The organism is Zunongwangia sp. L-65, assembly GCF_056859415.1.
The window spans coordinates 73357-93006 of the sequence record NZ_JBSXOK010000062.1 but is presented as its reverse complement, the minus strand read 5'-3'; the positions used below and the strand labels follow the sequence as shown (position 1 = coordinate 93006).

17 protein-coding genes are annotated in these 19650 nt (G+C 36.9%); 8 read left to right on the top strand and 9 right to left on the bottom strand.

The window, feature by feature from the left end; all coding sequences use genetic code 11:
- Window positions 1-702 precede the first annotated feature (702 nt).
- On the bottom strand, window positions 703-1293 hold the full coding sequence (locus AC13DP_RS11000; protein ID WP_483067808.1) for a LytR/AlgR family response regulator transcription factor: 591 nt from the start codon (window positions 1291-1293) through the stop codon (window positions 703-705).
- A 299-nt stretch (window positions 1294-1592) separates the two neighbouring features.
- A complete protein-coding gene (locus AC13DP_RS10995) occupies window positions 1593-2411 on the bottom strand; it encodes an AraC family transcriptional regulator (protein ID WP_483067807.1) in 819 nt (272 codons plus the stop codon).
- Window positions 2412-2746: 335 nt separating this feature from the next.
- On the opposite strand from AC13DP_RS10995, the gene AC13DP_RS10990 reads away from it, so the two are divergent.
- Genes AC13DP_RS10990 through AC13DP_RS10975 form a run of 4 tightly spaced genes read left to right on the top strand, consistent with a single transcriptional unit; the run spans window position 2747 to window position 8584 of the window.
- Window positions 2747-5902 (top strand): SusC/RagA family TonB-linked outer membrane protein, encoded by a 3156-nt coding sequence (locus tag AC13DP_RS10990; protein ID WP_483067806.1) that lies wholly within the window; start codon window positions 2747-2749, stop codon window positions 5900-5902.
- Between the two features lie 17 nt (window positions 5903-5919).
- Window positions 5920-7389: a SusD/RagB family nutrient-binding outer membrane lipoprotein gene (locus tag AC13DP_RS10985; protein ID WP_347406726.1), complete on the top strand. Its 1470-nt coding sequence runs from the start codon at window positions 5920-5922 to the stop codon at window positions 7387-7389.
- Between the two features lie 15 nt (window positions 7390-7404).
- Complete coding sequence (locus tag AC13DP_RS10980; protein ID WP_483067805.1) at window positions 7405-8067, top strand: immunoglobulin-like domain-containing protein; 663 nt, start codon at window positions 7405-7407, stop codon at window positions 8065-8067.
- A 22-nt stretch (window positions 8068-8089) separates the two neighbouring features.
- Window positions 8090-8584 (top strand): lipid-binding protein, encoded by a 495-nt coding sequence (locus AC13DP_RS10975; RefSeq protein WP_483067804.1) that lies wholly within the window; start codon window positions 8090-8092, stop codon window positions 8582-8584.
- A gap of 287 nt (window positions 8585-8871) precedes the next feature.
- On the opposite strand, the gene AC13DP_RS10970 is transcribed toward AC13DP_RS10975, so the two are convergent.
- From AC13DP_RS10970 to AC13DP_RS10940, 7 genes are all read right to left on the bottom strand, one after another.
- Window positions 8872-9726, bottom strand: coding sequence for a fumarylacetoacetate hydrolase family protein (locus AC13DP_RS10970; RefSeq protein WP_228249313.1), 855 nt, complete (start codon window positions 9724-9726; stop codon window positions 8872-8874).
- A gap of 18 nt (window positions 9727-9744) precedes the next feature.
- Complete coding sequence (locus tag AC13DP_RS10965) at window positions 9745-10521, bottom strand: SDR family NAD(P)-dependent oxidoreductase (RefSeq protein WP_483067803.1); 777 nt, start codon at window positions 10519-10521, stop codon at window positions 9745-9747.
- 4 nt (window positions 10522-10525) lie between these two features.
- The gene (locus tag AC13DP_RS10960) at window positions 10526-11665 is read right to left on the bottom strand and encodes an alpha-L-fucosidase (protein WP_483067802.1); all 1140 of its coding nucleotides are present in this window, start codon (window positions 11663-11665) and stop codon (window positions 10526-10528) included.
- Between the two features lie 7 nt (window positions 11666-11672).
- Window positions 11673-11846, bottom strand: a complete 174-nt coding sequence (locus tag AC13DP_RS10955) for an alpha-L-fucosidase (RefSeq protein WP_483067801.1) — start codon at window positions 11844-11846, stop codon at window positions 11673-11675.
- Window positions 11847-11850: 4 nt separating this feature from the next.
- Window positions 11851-13170: an L-fuconate dehydratase gene (locus AC13DP_RS10950; protein WP_483067800.1), complete on the bottom strand. Its 1320-nt coding sequence runs from the start codon at window positions 13168-13170 to the stop codon at window positions 11851-11853.
- A gap of 103 nt (window positions 13171-13273) precedes the next feature.
- Window positions 13274-14140, bottom strand: a complete 867-nt coding sequence (locus tag AC13DP_RS10945; protein ID WP_483067799.1) for an AraC family transcriptional regulator — start codon at window positions 14138-14140, stop codon at window positions 13274-13276.
- Window positions 14141-14142: 2 nt separating this feature from the next.
- Window positions 14143-14793 (bottom strand): helix-turn-helix domain-containing protein, encoded by a 651-nt coding sequence (locus tag AC13DP_RS10940; protein ID WP_483067798.1) that lies wholly within the window; start codon window positions 14791-14793, stop codon window positions 14143-14145.
- 546 nt (window positions 14794-15339) lie between these two features.
- Here AC13DP_RS10940 and AC13DP_RS10935 point away from each other — a divergent pair.
- The 4 genes from AC13DP_RS10935 to AC13DP_RS10920 are packed head-to-tail and all read left to right on the top strand — an operon-like array spanning window position 15340 to window position 19650.
- Window positions 15340-16980: an alpha-L-fucosidase gene (locus AC13DP_RS10935; RefSeq protein ID WP_483067797.1), complete on the top strand. Its 1641-nt coding sequence runs from the start codon at window positions 15340-15342 to the stop codon at window positions 16978-16980.
- A gap of 15 nt (window positions 16981-16995) precedes the next feature.
- Window positions 16996-18012, top strand: a complete 1017-nt coding sequence (locus AC13DP_RS10930) for a zinc-binding alcohol dehydrogenase family protein (RefSeq protein ID WP_483067796.1) — start codon at window positions 16996-16998, stop codon at window positions 18010-18012.
- A 9-nt stretch (window positions 18013-18021) separates the two neighbouring features.
- Window positions 18022-18849, top strand: coding sequence for an amidohydrolase family protein (locus tag AC13DP_RS10925; RefSeq protein ID WP_483067795.1), 828 nt, complete (start codon window positions 18022-18024; stop codon window positions 18847-18849).
- Between the two features lie 3 nt (window positions 18850-18852).
- A complete protein-coding gene (locus tag AC13DP_RS10920; RefSeq protein WP_483067794.1) occupies window positions 18853-19650 on the top strand; it encodes an SDR family oxidoreductase in 798 nt (265 codons plus the stop codon).

Sequence of the window (19650 nt, the reverse complement as noted above, 5' to 3'; positions counted from 1 at the left end):
AAAAGAATTCATTGGATTATAAAAAAATGATTGTATAGTTACTTCATTTAAAAGTTCAGATTTTTTGATATTAATTTCGTTATTTTTTCTAAACAGAGATAAAAGTTTCTAATCTCTCAAAAAGGGGATTAAGACTTTCTGCATTTATTAAAATGGAATAACCTAGTAAGAATATTATCCTACTACCAACTTTTATTAGAGGGATAGAGACAGTCAGATATAGATAGCAAAAGAAATTGAATCCATAGAATATTTATTGAAACAAGAATTTTAGGGTATTAATTTTTTTATATTATCAATCATACCTAATGGTTTATCAAAGAAATATTTAGATTACTTATTTACTAAGAAATAGCCATTTGAAATACAAAATAGTGATAATTAGAGTGTAAAAATTTTAGTTTTTTCTTTATGTCCATTTAAATCATTTCCGGGGCCATTCGAATCATATCAAAAGAATGGAACATAATTGATTGTACATTTAAAAAAATAATTTTAGAAAAAACAGAATATATTTTTTTTCATATTAAAATTATTTGATTTAGCCTAAAAAAATAAGCCTGTGTTTTCACAGGCTTTTTTGCTTTAAAATAATGTAGCTGATAGAAAGGTTTGTGTTATTTTTGAATTTTAAAAGATGTATTCCTACTAAAGAAATGTCTTTTAAGTTGGTTGTTTTGACGTTCGAAATTTACCAGTGTGCTAAATTGCCAGTTTTTCAGCAAAAGATTTCCGATGTGATCTACTTACATGTAATAGCTTGCCATCTTCCATACGAACATCTAACTCAGATTTCTCAGAATGTATGATTTCCTGTAAAAAATTAATATTGATAATATATGATCTGTGAATTCTAAAAAAGTAATCTTCCTGGAGTAATTGAAATAGCTTCGTTAGCGATTCTCTGATGACATGCTTTTTATCTTTTGTATAGATTTCAGCGTAATAACGGTCTGCTATAATATATTTAATAGTATTCACTTTAATGAACATGGTTTTGTTTCCCAGTTTAACAGGTAGAGACTTCAAAATAATGGGTACCTGTGCATTAAGTTTCAGATTTCCAAATGACTGATCACTAAGTTTCAGATATTCTCTAATCAACATCACCTTGTCTATACTTTTATAGAAACGTTGTTTGTTGAAGGATTCAATTAAAAAATCCTGAGCGCCATAATCAAACGCATGTACAGCATTTTTAGGTTCCTTCGAGTATAGAATAAAGATGGACTTTTTAGGCTTATTTCTTATCTGATAAATAAATCGGGAGGTAGCGCTCGAGTCAATATCCATATTGAGAAAAAAAGATCGGGTTCCTTTGTTTCAGCAATATCGATTGCGGAATTAAAGTCTTCTGCATCAAATACTTTAAAGTTTTCTGGCTTAGTGTTGAGTAGTTTACATATCTCTATTCTCTTATCGAGATTTTCATCTACAATTAATATCTTCATAATCCTTCATTTTGCGTTCGTCATTTTGATGTAAATGACATGTTCGATTACAAAAGTATATAGATCATGTAGAAAAAAACTGTAAATAAATTCATTTTCCTTAAGTGAACTTTTCTAATTAGTACTATAAGTTAAAGATTTTTAACTAATTCGGTAATTAATTTTTTCGAAAACTTCTGTCAAGCTTTTATTTTTAATTTTATTTAGCTCTTTTGGGCTGATTCCTGTAAATCGCGCAAAATCTTTTTTAAGATGTGAATAGTCAAAATAATCATTTTGATAGATTGCTTCCTGAATGCTGTAAGAATTTCTAAGAATGCCTCTAAGAATGAAATTGAACCGTATTAGACGAATGTAAAAATTTGGAGGAAAACCAATATATCGCTTAAAGTGTGCATGAAGACTACTTTTCGACAGCGGGTATTGATCTAAGATTTCCGGAATTGTTGTTTTTCCTTCTTTTTCAAAAATCAAATTGATTATTGGAGTAATAGGAGTTGGCTCTGACCATTCATTAATAAAAGGGGATAAATGTTCGAGTATAATTTTTTCAGCCTCTTTAATATCAGTCACATGAGAAAGTTTGCTTCTTAATTGTAGAAAGAGTTCTTGAAGATCAAGAGGTAGTAGAGGAAATAAATTTGCAGAAATTGGATTTTTGGGCAATTTAACCATATTGTATAATAAATCCGGTTTTATGCTAATAGCGACGAGTTTGGATTCTTTCGAAGCTCCTATCTTGTAAAAATTTTCTACAGGTTGGATTTCTACAGGCTCAATTTCAGGTTTAGATCCATCAGAAGTGATTTTCTTGAAATTGCCATAAGTGAAGCATATAAACACTTTTCCAGATCCGATCAATAAATCTTTGTCAACAGTGGCTAAATATTGAATCAAAGATAGATTGATGAATAAGGGATGTGATCTAAAGTCTTTGTTCTGAAAAACAAAATGTTGCATAAAGAGAAAGAGATGTTTGATGTGATTTTTTTAAGACTGACAAAATAGGAAAAATGTATAATTAGTTGAATTATTCCGTATTAGATTCCGAATTATAATTTTCGGTAAGTGACAAACAAATTAATTGTTTGAATATTTGATAAAAAATAATTTCAAAAATAAGATTTTTATTAAAATCTAAAGAAATTAATATGCCAAACAAAGATTAATATTTGCAAACGGATTCATAAATGTTGTTATTGGTATCAGATACTTAACCGCTGGAATCATATTGCAAATTCGCGACTTTTTTACTGTTAGATTAGCCGACCTAATTTTTAACGAAGTAAAAATTTATGAGAATTCACTACAATCTTGGGTGTTTGTTACTCTTTTTGCTAACAAGCATCTCCACATTTGCACAAAGCAATACCATTACTGGGACGGTTTCTGATACGGATGGGATGCCGTTACCAGGGGTTAATGTAATTGTGAAAGGAACCAATAATGGGGTTCAAACAGATTTTGATGGAGAGTATTCCATTAAAGCATCGGAAGGTGATGTGTTAGTATTTTCATTCGTAGGAATGATTACTGCAGAGATCACCGTTCAGCAAGCCACAACTATCGATGCCACTTTGGAGCAAAATACGGCACAGCTTGATGAAGTTGTCGTTACTGCTGTTGGTATTGAAAGAGAAAAAGCTTCTTTAGGTTCGGCCACAACCACCGTTAATGCAGAAGAAATTACAAGAGGTGCGCAATCCAATATTGCCGATGCCCTTAAAGGAAAAGTAGCCGGGGTTAATATCTCTGCGGCTTCAACAGATCCAGGAGCTTCATCTGGAGTTATTATTCGCGGTATTAGCACTATGGGAGGTTCAAATCAGCCTTTATATGTAGTTGATGGAGTGCCGATCAATAATGGATCTGCATTTTCAAGTAGTCTTGGTGGGGGATATGATTTTGGTCGTGGTTCACAGGACATCAACCCGGATAATATTAAAAGTATGACAATTTTAAAAGGAGCATCTGCCACTTCTTTATATGGTTCTAGAGCAGCTAATGGGGTAATTATTATTACAACTAAAAGTGGTCAGTCCGGTAAATTAAGTGTTGAGCTGGGTAGTACGTCATTTTTTACTAGAATTTCCAGAACACCAAATTATCAATCAACTTACGGACAAGGGTGGGATTTTACTCACCGTTTAAATGAGAATGGGTCCTGGGGACCAAGGTTTGATGGTACTCCCCGCGTATGGGGAAATGTTGTGGATAATTCACAACGTCTAAAGCCTTATTTATTTCAGGAGGATCAATTAGAGAATTTTTTTGACACAGGAACATTCTTCCAAAATAACGTTGCGGTTTCAGGAGGAAATGAAAATTCTACTGTACGTTTGTCATATTCCAATTTACGACAAGATGGAATATATCCAACAGATGCTGATAGTTATGATCGTAATACTATTGGTTTAAACGCCCAAAGTAAAATGGGGAAATTAAAGATTTCCGGGAATTTGAATTATGTAAATACCGAAGGTGCTTCTGTAGCCACCGGGCAAGGATTAACGGTATTAAACAATTTGTTGCAGATACCTAATGATCTGAATATCAATGAATTTAAAGACTATAATAATAAATTCAATAATATATCAAATTATTATACTCCTTATGGAATCACCAATCCGTATTTTACTTTAAATGAAGATGGATCCGCATATGAAAAGGAGCGTGTTTATGGGGCTTTAGAGGCATCTTATGATCTGACTGATTGGTCTAAAGTAACCTATAGATTTGGTTTGGATCAATATACCGATAATACCCAGTTCTGGACTGCTATTGTAGATCCTGAACCGGGATCGCCAAACGCAGGAGCTTCTACGGTTCAACCAGGCTCCTATTCTGAAAGTACCAGAATGGTGAAGCAATTAAACCATGATATTCTTTATGATTTGAATGCTGAGGTGAACAACGACTTAGGAATTCAATCTACTTTTGGATTCAATTACAATATCAGGACTTCAAGATCACTTGCAGCTTCTGTAGGAAGTCAGGATTTATTCGGTTTTTACAGTTTAAGTAATTCTGGCGAAAACCCACAAGCAAGTTCATCTGAAAGTGAACGAAGACTTTATGGACTTTATAATAATACTACGTTTAGTTTTAAGGATCAGTTGTATTTAACTGGAAATATTAGGAATGACTGGTATTCTACGCTTCCAGAAGAAAATCGATCTGTACTTTATGGAGGCGTAAATGCGAGTTGGTTGTTCACAAAAACTTTTGATGGTATAAGCGATGTACTTAACTATGGTAAGCTTAGAGCAGGCTATGGTGAAGTAGGGGTAGATACTGATCCATATCAGATCAATCCGGTTTATGTATCGGGAAGTGCTGATAACCAGGGATTTGGCAATCTTAACTTTCCTTTAGGTGGAGTTAATGCTTATGAGGTAGGAAATCGCGCTGCAAATCCAAATTTAAAACCGGAACGAAGAAAGGAATTTGAAGTAGGCCTAGATCTTGAATTTTTCAAAAGTAGAATTACACTTGATTTTACTTATTATAATGCACGTGTAGAGAATCAAATTTTGTTCTTACCTCTAGCAGCAACAACTGGTTACACTAGCCAAACTGCAAATTTAGGAGAGATTAGTAACGAAGGTATCGAAGCGCTTTTAAAATTAGCGGTGTTCAGAAACTCTAGAGGATTCAATTGGAATATGGCGTTCAATTTTGCTACGAACGACTCAAGATTAGAAGAATTGGATGAGCGTTTAACTCAGGTTTCACTAGGAGGTTTAAGTACAACATCGCTGGTAGCTCTGGAAGGTATGCCTTTAGCTCTGATTGAAGGATCTGTACCACAGACAAATGATGAAGGACAAATTGTGGTAGATTCCAATGGTATTCCAATCGCTGCGAGTACTAAAGAGATTTACGGTGATACGCAATACGATTATACGCTAGGTTTTACCAATGAATTTTCATATAAGAACTTATCATTAAATTTTACATTTGATCTCCGTGAGGGGGGATTAATGTACAGTCGTACTGCGGATATTACCCGATTTGTTGGAAATTCTGTAACTACGATGTATAATGACAGGCAACCTTTTATTGTGCCTAATTCCGTTCAGCAATCTGTGACTGATGATGGAAGTATTACTTATGTGGAAAACACTACTGCAATTTCCAGAGCGAATATGGATGACTATTATAGTGCTACTGCTTTAAGCAGAAATACAGTTATTGATAAATCTTTTCTAAAGCTTAGAGAGGTAGTATTAAGCTATAGTTTACCTAGTAAATTAATGGATAAAACACCTTTGGATAACCTATCTCTTTCAATTATAGGAAGAAACTTATTTTTGTGGACACCAGAAAGTAACCAATTTATCGATCCAGAAATTTCAACTTTTGGTACTGATTTATCCAGTCAATTCGGAGAGTTTAGTGCTAATCCAAGTACAAGGAGCTTAGGATTTAGTATAAAAACAAGATTCTAATTATAGACAATATTATTATGAAGAAATTAGTTAACTTAATTTTTATTTCATTGCTGGCATTAACCTCTTGTAGCGATGATTTAGATATAAATACAGATCCTAATACCCCCCAGGAAATTAATAAAGGATTAGCACTTTCTGCAGCCCAGGGTTCTATTACAACGATTATGGGAGGCGAGTTCTTTAATCTTGGAGGAATGTTTGCACAGTTTTATACGCAGGCACCTAGTGCAGGGCAATATGATGCTATTGATCAGTATAATTTGGATACAGATTATGCCAACCGTTTATGGACAGAATTATATGCGGGAGCGTTAAATGATTTAGAATTTGTACTTAGTGAATCTGAAGATCAAGGAGATACTGGTACTTATTTAATAGCTACTTGTTTAAAGGCATATACAATGCAATATCTTGTAGATGTTTTTGGAGATGTTCCTTATAATGAAGCATTTCAGGGAAGCTCTAATATTTCTCCATCGACAGATGAAGGTGAGGAAATCTATTTGGATCTTTTGAGTAAAATTGATAAAGCATTAGCTTCTTATAAAGGAAATAATATTAATAGTGACGTAGGACAGCAGGATTTAATTTTTGCTGCAGATATGGACAAATGGGTGCAATTTGCGAATACATTAAAGTTAAAATTGTATTCAAGAATGTCTAATACAGATCAAGCGAATAGTGCTGCTGTTACCACTTTATTAAGTGAAGGAAATTTTCTTACTGAAAATGCATCTTTTACGGCATTTACAGATGCAACTTCAAAAAGAAATCCATATTACGAAGTACAAATTCAGGCTTTAGGTGATGTTAATGATGTAGCGAGTAATTCATTACTTGAATTTTATACAAGAAATAATGATCCTCGTTTGGAACGAGTTTTTAAACCTAATACAGAAGGTGAATATATCGGAATTGAACAGGGAATTGGAATTTTGGCAGAACCTTATGGTGGTTATCAGGCTCAGGAATTTGCCCGTCCTGATATCCAGCCAACAACTCCAGTATATCTTATGAGCTTACCGGAGAGTTCTTTCCTTCAGGCAGAAGCTTATGCAAGATATGGCAGCAGTGAGCAGGCGCAGGAAAAATATGAGGAAGGAGTGATAAGGTCTTTTGAATTATATGGGCTATCTACTGCAGATGCTATGGATCTTATCAGTCCCGATGGAGCTTATGCTTTTGATGCCACAGCCGATCTTGAAGATCAGTTAGAAACGATTATCAATCAAAAATGGGCTGCTCTTGCCAATGTAAATAATATAGAGGCATGGATAGAAACCAGAAGAACGGGATATCCTCTGTTAGTAGATACTCAGGATCCAGCTTATGAAGAAGGAAGAAGGATCTATTCTTTGGCCTCTGTATTACCGGAAGGTCAGATTCCTGCAAGTATTTATTATCCCGATAATGAAGTTCAGAGAAATAGTAATTTGACGCAAAAACCAAATCTTTTACAGGAAGTTTGGTGGAATCAGGACTAATTAAAAAAAGATAAAATGAATAAAATAAAATGTATATTATTCTTAATGGCTATGACAACGCTTTTTAATAGTTGTAGCCCGGAAGACCCGATAACCTCGGAAGTAACCTACTATCCTGAATTAACATTACTAGGTGATGAAACGGTTTTAGTAGAACAAGGGACAAGTTTTGACGATCCCGGTATCGAGGCTATTATTCAAGGGGAAAATGTGGATTATAAAACGAATGGAGATGTAGATGTTTCTGCTCCTGGGATGTATTCCCTAACTTATAGTGTTGAGAATGAAGATGGTTTCGAGGCTACTTTGGATCGAACTGTATATGTTTATGAAAACAATGGTAGCATTGCCGGATTCTGGTATGGCTCTTCGGGTAATGGATCTGAATTTCCGGTATTGATCAGCTCGACTGAAGACCCGAACGTTTTTGATATTACAGATGTTCTTGTAGGACATTATGAATATGGTGTAAACTATGGTCCCAATTATGCAGTGCCATCGACGATCACGGTGAATGGAGATAATATCAGCTCCCCTGGAGGATCAAATGCCTTTGGTGTGTGGACTGTTGACGCCCCTTCAATTTCAGCAGATAAAACGACAATGACCTGGGGAGCAACACTCGCTTCACAGAGTTTTAGTTTATCTGGATTAAGGCTTGATAAAGTAACTCCTTAAGTAAATTTAAAAATTAAAAGAAATGAATATAAGATATAATGCGATACTGCTGGTATTACTGTCCTGCTTCCTATTTTCATGTGAGGATGATGGATATGCAGATTATGATGCCGGTGAAACAAATACAAAAGAATTAAGTGGAGAGTGGTATGTAAGTGTATACTCGATGAGCGGTGAAGTGCAATCGGCATATTTTCTTTTGTCTACTTATAATACGGCTAAGAATGATAATACAATTTTTGTTGATGATAATGAAAATTGGTTTCCTTTAAAAGTAAAGGCTACCGGTGATGTGGAAAATTTAAATTTTTCTACTACGGACGCTGTAAACCTTTATGATGAAGAAGGAGTTGCCACGATTACTGAAGGTTTAATTATTCCTAATGGAACTGAAGCTTCTGGAAGTAGAACAGTTGTTGATAGTCTATCGTTTCAGATAGAATTGGCAAACGACCCTAATAGTCCTTATATCGTAGCAGGGTATAGAGATACTGGTTTTGCTGAAGATGATCACTAAATGATGATTCTTTAGTTAGAATATTGATTGGAAAGCAGGTAGAAATACCTGCTTTTTTGGTTTCTATTTTTTTCTTATAGCATAAAGTCAGGTAATGCTTAAAAAGAAAAGTCCTTTATAAAAGAATTTAAACTTTTACAGTTACGAACTGGCAGTACAGCCACTCAATTTAAAGGCTGACTCTTTAAAGAAAATCTAAAATAATCCTCAAGTATTTTTTTGGATGGCTACTCAAGGATTATTTATCTATACTTTCAGTTGATGTATTTACACCAATATAAAAAAGATTAGGTACAGGCTTTAGCAGTTTGTTTGGAAGTTCCCAGGCCTTCAATACCTAATTCGACCACATCACCCGGTTTTAAATAACGTGGCGGTTTAAAACCCATACCCACACCAAAAGGCGTACCTGTAGAAATGATATCTCCTGGAAGCAGGCTCATAAACTGACTGATATAACTTACTACCTGTTGTACATTAAATACAAAGTCTGAAGTGTTGCTGTTTTGTAGCTGTTCACCATTGTGTTTTAACCAAAGGTTGAGGTTATTGGGATCTTTGATTTCATCTTTGGTGGCGATAAAAGGGCCTAAAGGAGCAAAAGTGTCGCAGCTTTTTCCCTTAACCCATTGGCCGGCGCGCTCTATTTGAAATGCTCGTTCGCTGTAATCGTTGTGCAGCGTATAACCCGCCACATAATCCAGGGCATCTTCTTCGCTTACATAGGAGGCTTTTTTGCCAATGACCACAGCAAGTTCCACTTCCCAGTCTGTTTTTTCGCTTCCTTTGGGTATAATTACATCGTCGTTGGGACCTACAATAGCAGAAGTTGCTTTAAAAAATAATATAGGTTCTTTTGGCACGTCCATTCCGGTTTCTTTTGCATGCGAGATATAGTTAAGGCCAATACAAACAATTTTAGAGGGCCTTACCAGAGGTGCACCCAGGCGTGTTTCCTGAGAAACTTCAGGGCAATTTTCCTGTTCTTTCTCTAACCAGGCTTTGAGACGGTCAAGACCATCAGTTTCAAAGAAAGCTTCGGTGTAATCTTCACCAAAAGCCGATATATCGATGCGTTTGCCGGCATCTAATTGTATTCCTGGTTTTTCTTTTCCGGCTTCGCCGAAACGTATTAATTTCATAATCTTCTATTTAAAAAGTTATCCATTTAATTTTATGAATCCTCCATCGATGGGGAAGTCGGTTCCGGTGATGAAGGAAGCTTCATCAGAGGCCAAATAAAGAGCGAGATGTGCAATTTCCACCGGTTTACCCATACGGCCCAAAGGTTGGGTTTTTGATAGTTTTTCAAACATCTCTTCCTGGTTGTCCGGATAATTTTTTTCGATAAAACCATCCACAAATGGTGTATGCACACGGGCAGGGGAAATGCTGTTACAGCGAATCCCTTCATCTACGTAATCTTTGGCGATAGAATAGGTCATCGTGAGTACAGCGCCTTTAGACATCGAATAAGCAAAACGATCTGAAATTCCTACCGATGAAGCGATGGAAGCCATGTTGATAATGACGCCACTTTTACCCTTCATGTGTTTAATTGCTGCTTTGGCACAATTATATACCCCTTTTATATTGATGGCGTAAATCCGGTCCAGGTCAGCTTCAGTGGTATTTTCAATATTTCCCACATGAGCCACGCCGGCGTTGCTCACCAAAATGTCAATCCTACCTTGCATAGCAATCTCATCAACAATTTGTTGTACTTCCCCTGCATTTGAAACATCGCATATATTATAATAAATTTCTAAGTTCTCTGCTTTAAAAGCTTCTACAGTAGCTTGAGCTTGTTTCTCATTAAAATCCAAGATGTGAACTCGAGCTCCGTTTTGTGCGAACACCTGTGCGATGGCACGGCCAATACCGCTGGCACCTCCGGTGATTATTGCTGTTCTTCCTGTTAATTGAAATGCCGACATGTTTTTATTTTAAAGTTATTTTAATAATGGTATCTAGGTCATTGAGATAGTCAGAATCGATTTTGAAACTTAGCTTTCCTTTTCTTAGGGTATAATTTACAGGCGTAGCATCACTAAAATATACAACATCTTTTATTTTGTCTTTAAATTCAGGTATAGAGACAGATGTTACTTCTTTATCTAAAATATGCAAATAAAGAATTTTAGACTTTTTAGTGGAAACCATATATTCATTCTGGTATTCGCCGCCACGTGTGTTGTAGATGCTTTCACCATTTATATCCATCCAAGCTCCCAGTTCTTTTAAGCGTTCTTTATGCTCCTTCTGGATAGCTCCATTGGGCATAGGTCCTATATTCAAAAGAAAATTAGCATTATTACCAGCCGCTTTGATAAGGTACTGTATGAGTTCTTTTGTAGATTTATGATGATCATCCTGTAAGTTGAAACCCCAGGAATGATTTATGGTTTCACAAGTTTCTAAGGGTAGATTACCTATTTGAGAACCTTCACTAAATCCAGCTGTATTCTTTCCCGGAAGGTCTTTTTCAAACATCTGAAAGTCTTCTCCTGCAACAGGTAATAAGTGATGATTGTTGCCTATAAGTAACCCCGAATCTACATCATGAATAATTGTATAGGTTTTCTCTAAATCAAATTCCTGATAAGGTTTATTTGCTTTTTTCAAATCGTTTTGATCCCAATATCCGTCAAACCAAAAGCCTGCGATATCATAATTTTCGGCAAGTTCTTTAATCTGGGCATTTTGATACTTTAGATAAGTATTCCTGTCACCTGATTCTTCTCTAACTAAGCCGTGACCGGTTTTGCCTCTCGGAAAATAATCGGGATGATGCCAGTCAACCTGCGAATAATAAGCAAAAAGTTTAATTCCGGCTTTTTTACAGGCTTGCTCCAGTAATCTAAACGCGTCTTTAGCATAAGGTGTTGCGTCTACAATATTGTAGTCTGAAACCTGAGAGTCATACATAGCAAAGCCGTCGTGATGTTTGGTGGTTATAGTGATGTATTTCATGCCGGCAGCTTTGGCAAGACTTACCAGTTCTTCAGCATCAAATTGCTGAGGGTTAAAAAAAGAGGGGAGTAGCTCATACCGGTCTTTTTGAATTTTTTGCTGTTCCATAACCCACTCACCGTCCCCCAGAATGCTGTATACACCCCCAGTGAATGAATAACCCAAATTTGGCATCCTGAAACCATGCTCTGTTTTCCAGATTTGCTTCGGAAGGTTTGTAGGTAGCCTGGGCTAATGCCGTATAGAGATTTAAGAAAAGCAAGGTTGTGATATAAGCTCGTTTCTTCATAATCTTATTTATTTTTAGCGATTTCCTGCCAGATTTTACCTGTAGGAAATTGATAATCATTTAAGGAGTTAGGTTTCATGGTAATGCTGTAACCAGGCATTTTTGGGGGCATATAAGCACCATTCATAATCACTACCGGATCAAAGAAATGCTCATGTAAATGATCTACATATTCAATGATACGATTTTCAAGTGAGCCGCTTATAGCAATAAAATCAATCATAGACAAATGCTGTACATACTCACATAGCCCAACGCCACCCGCATGCGGGCATACGGGAATCTCAAATTTTGCAGCCATTAGTAATACGGCGAGTACTTCATTTACCCCGGCCAGTCTACAGCTATCTATCTGGCAAATTTCGATGGCACCTGCTTGCATCAGTTGTTTGAAGATCACACGGTTCTGGCAGTGCTCACCAGTTGCCACTTTGATGGGAGCAATGGCTTTTGCAATGGCGGCGTGCCCCAGCACATCGTCAGGGCTGGTAGGTTCTTCAATCCACCAGGGATTAAATTTCTTGAGTTCAGCCATATTTGCGATGGCTTCGGTTACATCCCATTTCTGGTTGGCGTCCATCATTAATTTAAGGTCGTCGCCTATCTCTTCACGAATAATCTGGGCTCGACGCATATCATCTTTAAGGTCTTTACCTACTTTAATCTTCATATGCTTAAAGCCTTCGGCTTTTGCTTCCCGGCACAATTTGCGCATTTTTTCATCGCTGTACCCCAGCCAGCCGGCAGAGGTGGTGTAGGCTGGATAACCGTTTTGTAGTAGGTAATCTATACGTTCCTGCTTGGTAGATTCCATCTTTTTAAGCATCGCCGTAGCTTCAGCAGGAGTAATAGCATCAGTAATATAAGTGAAATCCACGCAAGAGACCAATTGTTCCGGACTCATATCGGCCAGCAGTTTCCATAGTGGTTTGCCCTCCGCTTTAGCATATAAATCCCAAACAGCATTTACCACAGCTCCTGTGGCCAGATGAATCACTCCTTTTTCGGGACCTAACCAGCGCAGTTGACTATCACCGGTAATCATTTTCCAAAAAGCACCCATATTTGAAGTAAAAGATGCTAGCGATTTATGAAGAATAAGAGGCATTATCGAGTCGATGGCGGCTACGCAAAGCTCGTTACCGCGACCAATAGTAAAGGTGAGCCCGTGTCCCTCTAAATCATCTTGTGAAGTTTTTAAAATAACATAAGCGGCAGAGTAATCCGGATCGGGATTCATGGCATCTGAGCCGTCAAGAAACTGACTGGTGGGGAAGCGAACGTCTACAACTTCATAGCCGGTAATAAGCAAATCGGTATTCATTAGAGTATATTAAAAGATAGTTTTCTCAAATGTAGTGATCCAACATAGTCGCCACTGCTCTTTTTTTTACAGTGCCTCCTACTTTTTTTGCAATTTCATGGATTTATAAATTAGATGAGTGATAATTGGCATATTCTGATGGGGTTTTTCCGGTAATAATTTTAAACTGTTTGTTGAAATTAGAAAGGCTGTTAAATCCACTTTCAAAACAGATTATAGTAATAGGGTAATATTGTTCCATTAACATTTTACAAGCGTATCCTATACGTATTTCATTAAGATAGCGGGTAAAGCTTTTTTTATGGACTTTACTAAAAAACCGGCTAAATGCAGAGGTATTCATAGGGATTAGGGAAGCAACATCCTCCAGTGTTATTTGATTTTTAAAATTCTTAAAAATGTATTCATAGACTTTATTTAATTCCTGATTTTTAGAAGACTGAATATTTTTCAAATAGGTGCTACTTGAAATTTGAGAAAAGCTTTCGTAGGATAATGCATTTAAGATTTCCAAAAACCTGAGGGTTCGTTCAAAAGAGGAAAATTGATCTAAGGTTTTAAGACGATCTAAAAGTTTTTGATTTATATTGTTGAACTTTAGGCCAAGTTCTGCTTTTCTAAGAAGTTGGTTGATTTTTTGAAATTCAGTTTTGTAAAAAAAATCCTTTCCTAAAAAGGCTTTTGTAAAATGAATTGCAATGGCCCTGGCTTTTAAAGAGCTGTTAGGTTTAAAGTATTCCGGATCATTTAACCACATATGAGGAAGATCTGGTCCTAGAAGAATTATCTCACCAGCACAAAATTTGGAAACAGAATCGCCTATAAAGCGGGTGCCGGTACTTTCCAAAATTAAAACCAGTTCCATTTCTGGATGGAAGTGCCATATTTTTAGAAAATGATCATCCGTTACTTTATTGATGCTAAACGAACTGTCCTGGTAATTTTTGCGATCTATCTTAAATAATTTCATAATCAGGTAATCTGCAAGCTTTGTTTCCTATAAGCTCCTGGCGTGGTTTTTAGGTATTTTTTAAAAATTTTAGTCACATGAGGTAGATTATTAAATCCGGTTTCAATAGCAATATCCAGTAAAGTTTTATTGGTGGTGACAATGAGATATTGCGCTCTTTCAATACGTTTTTCGTGGATATATGAAAGGGGTCTTTGGCCTGTATGTTTCAAAAATTCCCTTGAGAAGTAATCTCTGTTTTGGTTAGCATTTTTAGCAAGCTCATTAATGCTAATGGAATTTCCGAGATTAAGTTGTATATAATTAATCGCATCAAGTACTACAGAGGGGATTTTCTCGCTTTTTGGGGATTTAAAACGTACAGACTGAATAAAGCGCGATATCAGCATTAAAATAATCCCCTGACTTTCAAAGCGAACAGAAGGTTTCATATTGTTATTAAGTGCTCTGTATTCTTTATAATAAGCTTCCTTTTCATATATTTTCGGATTGTCTGATCGGTTAATGCCTCTACCCGGATTTATTTTTAGAATTCTATTAAAAATAGAAACATCCAGAGCAGTCGCTTTAATCTCCATAATACTTCTATTGTCTTTAAACAGGGATATTCCATCTGGGGATTCCTCAAAAAACTGTAAAAAATACTGACTCAAAAAGTTAGTGCATTTTAAATTGCAGAGGGTGAAACTTGGTATCAAATACAGGTAACCTGGTTTTAAATTAATTTTTTCATCTGGATTTGACACAACTCCTTCACCGTCATCAATATAATATAGTCTATAATAGGGGCTTATTATGTTTTTATAATTCCACCGATGGTTAAGTTGCACATAATCAACATTAAGCAGGGAAAATGAATGTGTAAATAGCTGACTGTTCAAGGTTTTACTATTATAATGAATATTAACTTCATCTTAATTGAATAAAAATAAGTCGTTTTTGTATAATACAATTGCTTTTTAGTAAACTTATATTTGATTTTAGAATCAAAAATAAGATTTTTAACGAAATCGTTTGATTTCAGAATTTATTTGTTTTTTGAGTTGATCAACTCGATGAATAAGCTTGTTGATATTATCAAAAGGCTATGTGTATATGTATAATAATTTGCGATTTGTCACGAAATTCTTGATGATGCTGCGTAAATGTATAATGGAATGAATTCGAGGAATGGAAATTTTAGAATTTTTAAATAGGAAATGAAACGTAGAAGTGCAATCAAATTAGGAGGTTTAGCTACTGCCGGACTTTACTTAAGCCCACACCTGGCTAGCGCAAATTTTTTTAATACAGAAGAACGAGAGCCTTTTTTACCCACTTGGGATTCTTTATCAAAATATACAGTCCCCTCTTGGTTTAGAGATGCCAAGTTTGGGATGTGGGCACATTGGGGACCTCAGTGCGAGCCTGAAGCCGGAGATTGGTATGCAAGAGGGATGTACCAGGAGGGAACTTGGCAATACAAGTCACATCTTGAAAACTATGGACATCCTTCTAAATTTGGTTTTAAAGATGTGATCAATGTTTGGAAAGCAGATAACTGGGATCCGCAAGAACTGGTGAGTCTTTATAAAAAGGCCGGGGCTAAATACTTTATGGCCATGGCCAATCATCACGATAATCTTGACTTGTGGGACAGTACCTATCAGCCTAAATGGAATTCTGTTAAAATGGGGCCGCAAAAAGATATTATAGCCGGCTGGGAAAAAGCTGCCCGTAAAGAGGGGCTCCCTTTTGCTTTAAGTGTTCATGCGGCTCATGCCTGGAGTTGGTTTGAAACCTCCCAGCGTGCAGATAAAAACGGACCTCTGGCGGGAGTACCCTATGACGGTAATTTGCGCTTAGAGGACGGGGAAGGAACCTGGTGGGAAGGTATAGATCCACAGGAATTGTATGCACAAAATCATCCTTTAAGTGAAGATAGTTATGATAACGGGAAAATACACAGCCAATGGAACTGGAGGAATGGTGTTACTCCACCCTCTGATGAATACTGTGAAAAATTTTACAATCGTACTATTGAGCTTATTGATAAATTTAATCCTGATCTATTATATTTTGATGATACAGCTTTGCCTTTATGGCCGGTGAGTAACGTAGGTCTTGAGATAGCAGCATACCTGTATAATAAAAGCCTTGACAGGCAGGGCAACCCGCAAAGTGTAATCACCGGTAAAATTCTGGATAAAGAGCAGCGCAAAGCATTGGTATGGGATATTGAAAAAGGACAGAGTAATACTATTGAACCTTTACCCTGGCAAACCGATACCTGTATAGGTAGCTGGCATTATGATAAAGGGGTTTATCGCGACAAGCGCTATAAAACAGCTAAGCAGGTTATTCATAGTCTTATTGACGTGGTAAGTAAAAACGGTAATTTGATGCTTAATATCCCTGTAAAGGGAGATGGAAGTATTGATGAATTAGAGCGGGCTATTGTTGAAGAAATAGGTGTGTGGATGAATTTAAATGGAGATAGCATTTATGGAACCCGACCGTGGAAAATTTTTGGAGAAGGACCTCAACAGGAAAGTGCAGCTGCGTTAAAAGCTCAGGGTTTTAACGAAGGTAAAGGCAAAGCCTTTACTTCACAGGATATTAGATTTGTTACTAAAGGAGATAAACTCTACGCTACGGTAATGAGTTGGCCCGACGACGGAAAAGTGATTATAAAATCGCTAAAATCAGGTTCGCAATATCACAAGAATCAAGTTAAAAAAGTAAAACTGGTAAGTAGCGGTAAAAACCTAAAGTTTAAGCAAAGCACCGAGGGACTCGAGGTTTATTTTCCGCAGGAACAGTCAGACCTATCTTATGCGAACCCTTTGGAGATCAGTTAATATTTAAGAAAAATCATGAATTATATTGTTTGTCAGGAACCCGGTACATTTTTATTAAAAGAAGGGGATATGCCGCAGCCTAAAGAAGGAGAGTCTCTTTTGCGGATTCGTAAAATAGGGATTTGTGGTACCGATATCCATGCCTTTGGCGGGACACAGCCTTACTTTAATTATCCGCGTGTTTTAGGACACGAGCTTGCAGCAGAATATGTGTCTGGAAAAGCAAAAGGTTTTAAAAAAGGAGATGCTGTAAGTTTTATTCCGTATTTTAATTGCGGAACTTGTGTGGCCTGCCGCAATGGATTAACCAATTGCTGTAGTTCTATTCAGGTTTTTGGGGTGCATATAGATGGCGGCATGGCCGAGTATGTTGTAGTGCCCGATGCCTATTTGTTACATGGCGAAGGTCTTGATTTTGATGAACTTGCTCTGGTAGAACCACTAGCAATCGCTGCTCATGGCATACGCCGTGCAGGAGTAAGAGCGGGAGAAACGGTTTTGGTTATGGGAGCAGGGCCTATAGGTATTGGCTTGATTCAGTTTGCACAACAAGTGGGGGCGCAAGTGATCGTGCTTGATGTGAATACACATCGTCTTGATTTTTGCAAGAATGAACTGGGCGTTTGTGCCAAGATAAATCCCTTGAATGAGGATGTGATAGAGCGATTGTCAGCACTAACCAATGATGATATGCCTACCGTCGTCATTGATGCTACAGGTAACCGTAATGTGATGAATAATGCTTTTCAATATCTTGCACACGGTGGTCGATATGTACTGGTAGGTTTACAAAAAGGTGAACTTGTCTTTAGTCATCCTGAATTCCATAAACGCGAATCAACCCTTATGAGTAGCCGTAATGCAACTCGAGAGGATTTTGAATATGTGATCGAAAGTATTAAAAGCGGGAAAATCAACCCAAAGAAGTATATCACGCATCGCATTAACTTTAAAGACCTGCCTGCGGATTTTGAAACTTTAATGGCTCCAGAGAATAATGTAATCAAGGCTCTGGTTGAACTTAATGAATAAGTTGGTACGATGATCATAGACACCCATCAACATTTTTGGTATTACAATCCTGTCAATCATGACTGGATCGATGATGAGATGGCGGCAATACGCCGCGACTTCCTTCCAGAGGATTTAAAACAGGTTTACAAAGAACATGATATTACAGGATGTATTGCCGTACAGGCTGATCAAACTCTTGATGAAAATAGTTTTTTACTAAACCTTGCCCATAAGCATGATTTTATAAAAGGAGTCATAGGTTGGGTAAATTTTCAAAGTGATTCTGTACAAAATGAGTTGGAATATTATGCGGAAATGCCTTTGATGAAAGGCTATCGACACGTGGTACAGGGAGAGCCGGATAATTCTTTTTTACTTCGGAAATCTTTTTTAAATGGTATTTCTAAATTGAAAAATACGGGTGCTGTATACGAGATTTTAGTTTTTTCTCATCAGCTTCCGGCGGTACTTGAATTTATAAAATTATTTCCTGAGCAGCAATTCGTAATTGATCATATGGCTAAACCCTATATCAAGGAGGGGTATATAGACTCCTGGGCGTTATTGATGCGTGCTATCGCAAAACACGAAAATGTAAGTTGCAAAATTTCAGGAATGATCACTGAAGCCGATTATAAAACCTGGAAAACCATTGATCTCATGCCATACGTAAATGTGGTATTGGAGGCATTTGGTCCGCAACGAATTGTATATGGTTCAGACTGGCCGGTGTGTCTGGTTGCCGGTAGTTATGCCCAGGTCTTAAACGTATCCAGAGATTTTGCCGGACAGCTCTCTAAGGAGGAACGCGAACTTTTTTTCTATAAAAATGCCCAGCGCATTTATACTATATAAGCTATGAATTTAAATTTAAAAGATAAAATCATTGTAGTGACCGGTTCGGCCGGAATGCCAGGAAGCATAGGTCATAATATTATTTTCGCTTTAGCGTCAGAAGGAGCAATCCCGGTTTTGTTAGATCGAAATGCCCGCGGTTTTGAATATGAAAGTCAGCTGCGCGAACAAGGATTAGATAGTAAATTTTACCAAACCAACTTGTCTGATGCAGATCAAATTAAAACTTCGATTGAAAAACTTTCGGCGCACTACGGGCGCATTGATGCTATTATTAATAATGTGGGAGTGAACGATGGAGTTTCGCTCGAAGACTCAGTAGAAGATTTTATGTATTCAATTAAGCTGAATCTCGTAAGCTTTTACGCTACTGTTAAATATGCTTTGCCTTTATTGAAAAAAAGCAGGGGTAATATTCTAAACGTGGGATCCAAAGTAGCGATAACCGGGCAGGGAGGAACTTCAGGATATGCTGCAGCTAAAGGGGGGGTGCTTGGATTAACGCGTGAATGGGCCGTAGATTTAATTAAATACGGCATCCGTAGCAATGCGCTTATTATTGCTGAAAGTTATACACCGGCTTACGAAAACTGGATTGAAACCTTAGATGATGGTGCCGAAAAACTTGAAGCTATAAAGAAAACCATTCCCTTTGAAAACCGGATGACCACTACTCAGGAAATTGCAGATACGGTTTTGTTTACCATTTCTGAAAAATCTTCACATACTACCGGTCAGTTTATTTTTGTTGATGGGGGGTATGTACATCTGGATCGCGCACTGCTTCCGGCTAAAAACTAG

What these genes read in the sequence shown, in the direction of transcription:
- AC13DP_RS11000 (WP_483067808.1), bottom strand. Translation starts at nt 1,293, where the DNA reads ATGGATATTGACTCGAGCGCTACCTCCCGATTTATTTATCAGATAAGA.
- AC13DP_RS10990 (WP_483067806.1), top strand. Translation starts at nt 2,747, where the DNA reads ATGAGAATTCACTACAATCTTGGGTGTTTGTTACTCTTTTTGCTAACA.
- AC13DP_RS10930 (WP_483067796.1), top strand. Translation starts at nt 16,996, where the DNA reads ATGAATTATATTGTTTGTCAGGAACCCGGTACATTTTTATTAAAAGAA.
- AC13DP_RS10945 (WP_483067799.1), bottom strand. Translation starts at nt 14,140, where the DNA reads ATGAAATTATTTAAGATAGATCGCAAAAATTACCAGGACAGTTCGTTT.
- AC13DP_RS10925 (WP_483067795.1), top strand. Translation starts at nt 18,022, where the DNA reads ATGATCATAGACACCCATCAACATTTTTGGTATTACAATCCTGTCAAT.
- AC13DP_RS10995 (WP_483067807.1), bottom strand. Translation starts at nt 2,411, where the DNA reads ATGCAACATTTTGTTTTTCAGAACAAAGACTTTAGATCACATCCCTTA.
- AC13DP_RS10955 (WP_483067801.1), bottom strand. Translation starts at nt 11,846, where the DNA reads ATGAAGAAACGAGCTTATATCACAACCTTGCTTTTCTTAAATCTCTAT.
- AC13DP_RS10950 (WP_483067800.1), bottom strand. Translation starts at nt 13,170, where the DNA reads ATGAATACCGATTTGCTTATTACCGGCTATGAAGTTGTAGACGTTCGC.
- AC13DP_RS10975 (WP_483067804.1), top strand. Translation starts at nt 8,090, where the DNA reads ATGAATATAAGATATAATGCGATACTGCTGGTATTACTGTCCTGCTTC.
- AC13DP_RS10935 (WP_483067797.1), top strand. Translation starts at nt 15,340, where the DNA reads ATGAAACGTAGAAGTGCAATCAAATTAGGAGGTTTAGCTACTGCCGGA.
- AC13DP_RS10965 (WP_483067803.1), bottom strand. Translation starts at nt 10,521, where the DNA reads ATGTCGGCATTTCAATTAACAGGAAGAACAGCAATAATCACCGGAGGT.
- AC13DP_RS10980 (WP_483067805.1), top strand. Translation starts at nt 7,405, where the DNA reads ATGAATAAAATAAAATGTATATTATTCTTAATGGCTATGACAACGCTT.
- AC13DP_RS10960 (WP_483067802.1), bottom strand. Translation starts at nt 11,665, where the DNA reads ATGGAACAGCAAAAAATTCAAAAAGACCGGTATGAGCTACTCCCCTCT.
- AC13DP_RS10985 (WP_347406726.1), top strand. Translation starts at nt 5,920, where the DNA reads ATGAAGAAATTAGTTAACTTAATTTTTATTTCATTGCTGGCATTAACC.
- AC13DP_RS10920 (WP_483067794.1), top strand. Translation starts at nt 18,853, where the DNA reads ATGAATTTAAATTTAAAAGATAAAATCATTGTAGTGACCGGTTCGGCC.
- AC13DP_RS10970 (WP_228249313.1), bottom strand. Translation starts at nt 9,726, where the DNA reads ATGAAATTAATACGTTTCGGCGAAGCCGGAAAAGAAAAACCAGGAATA.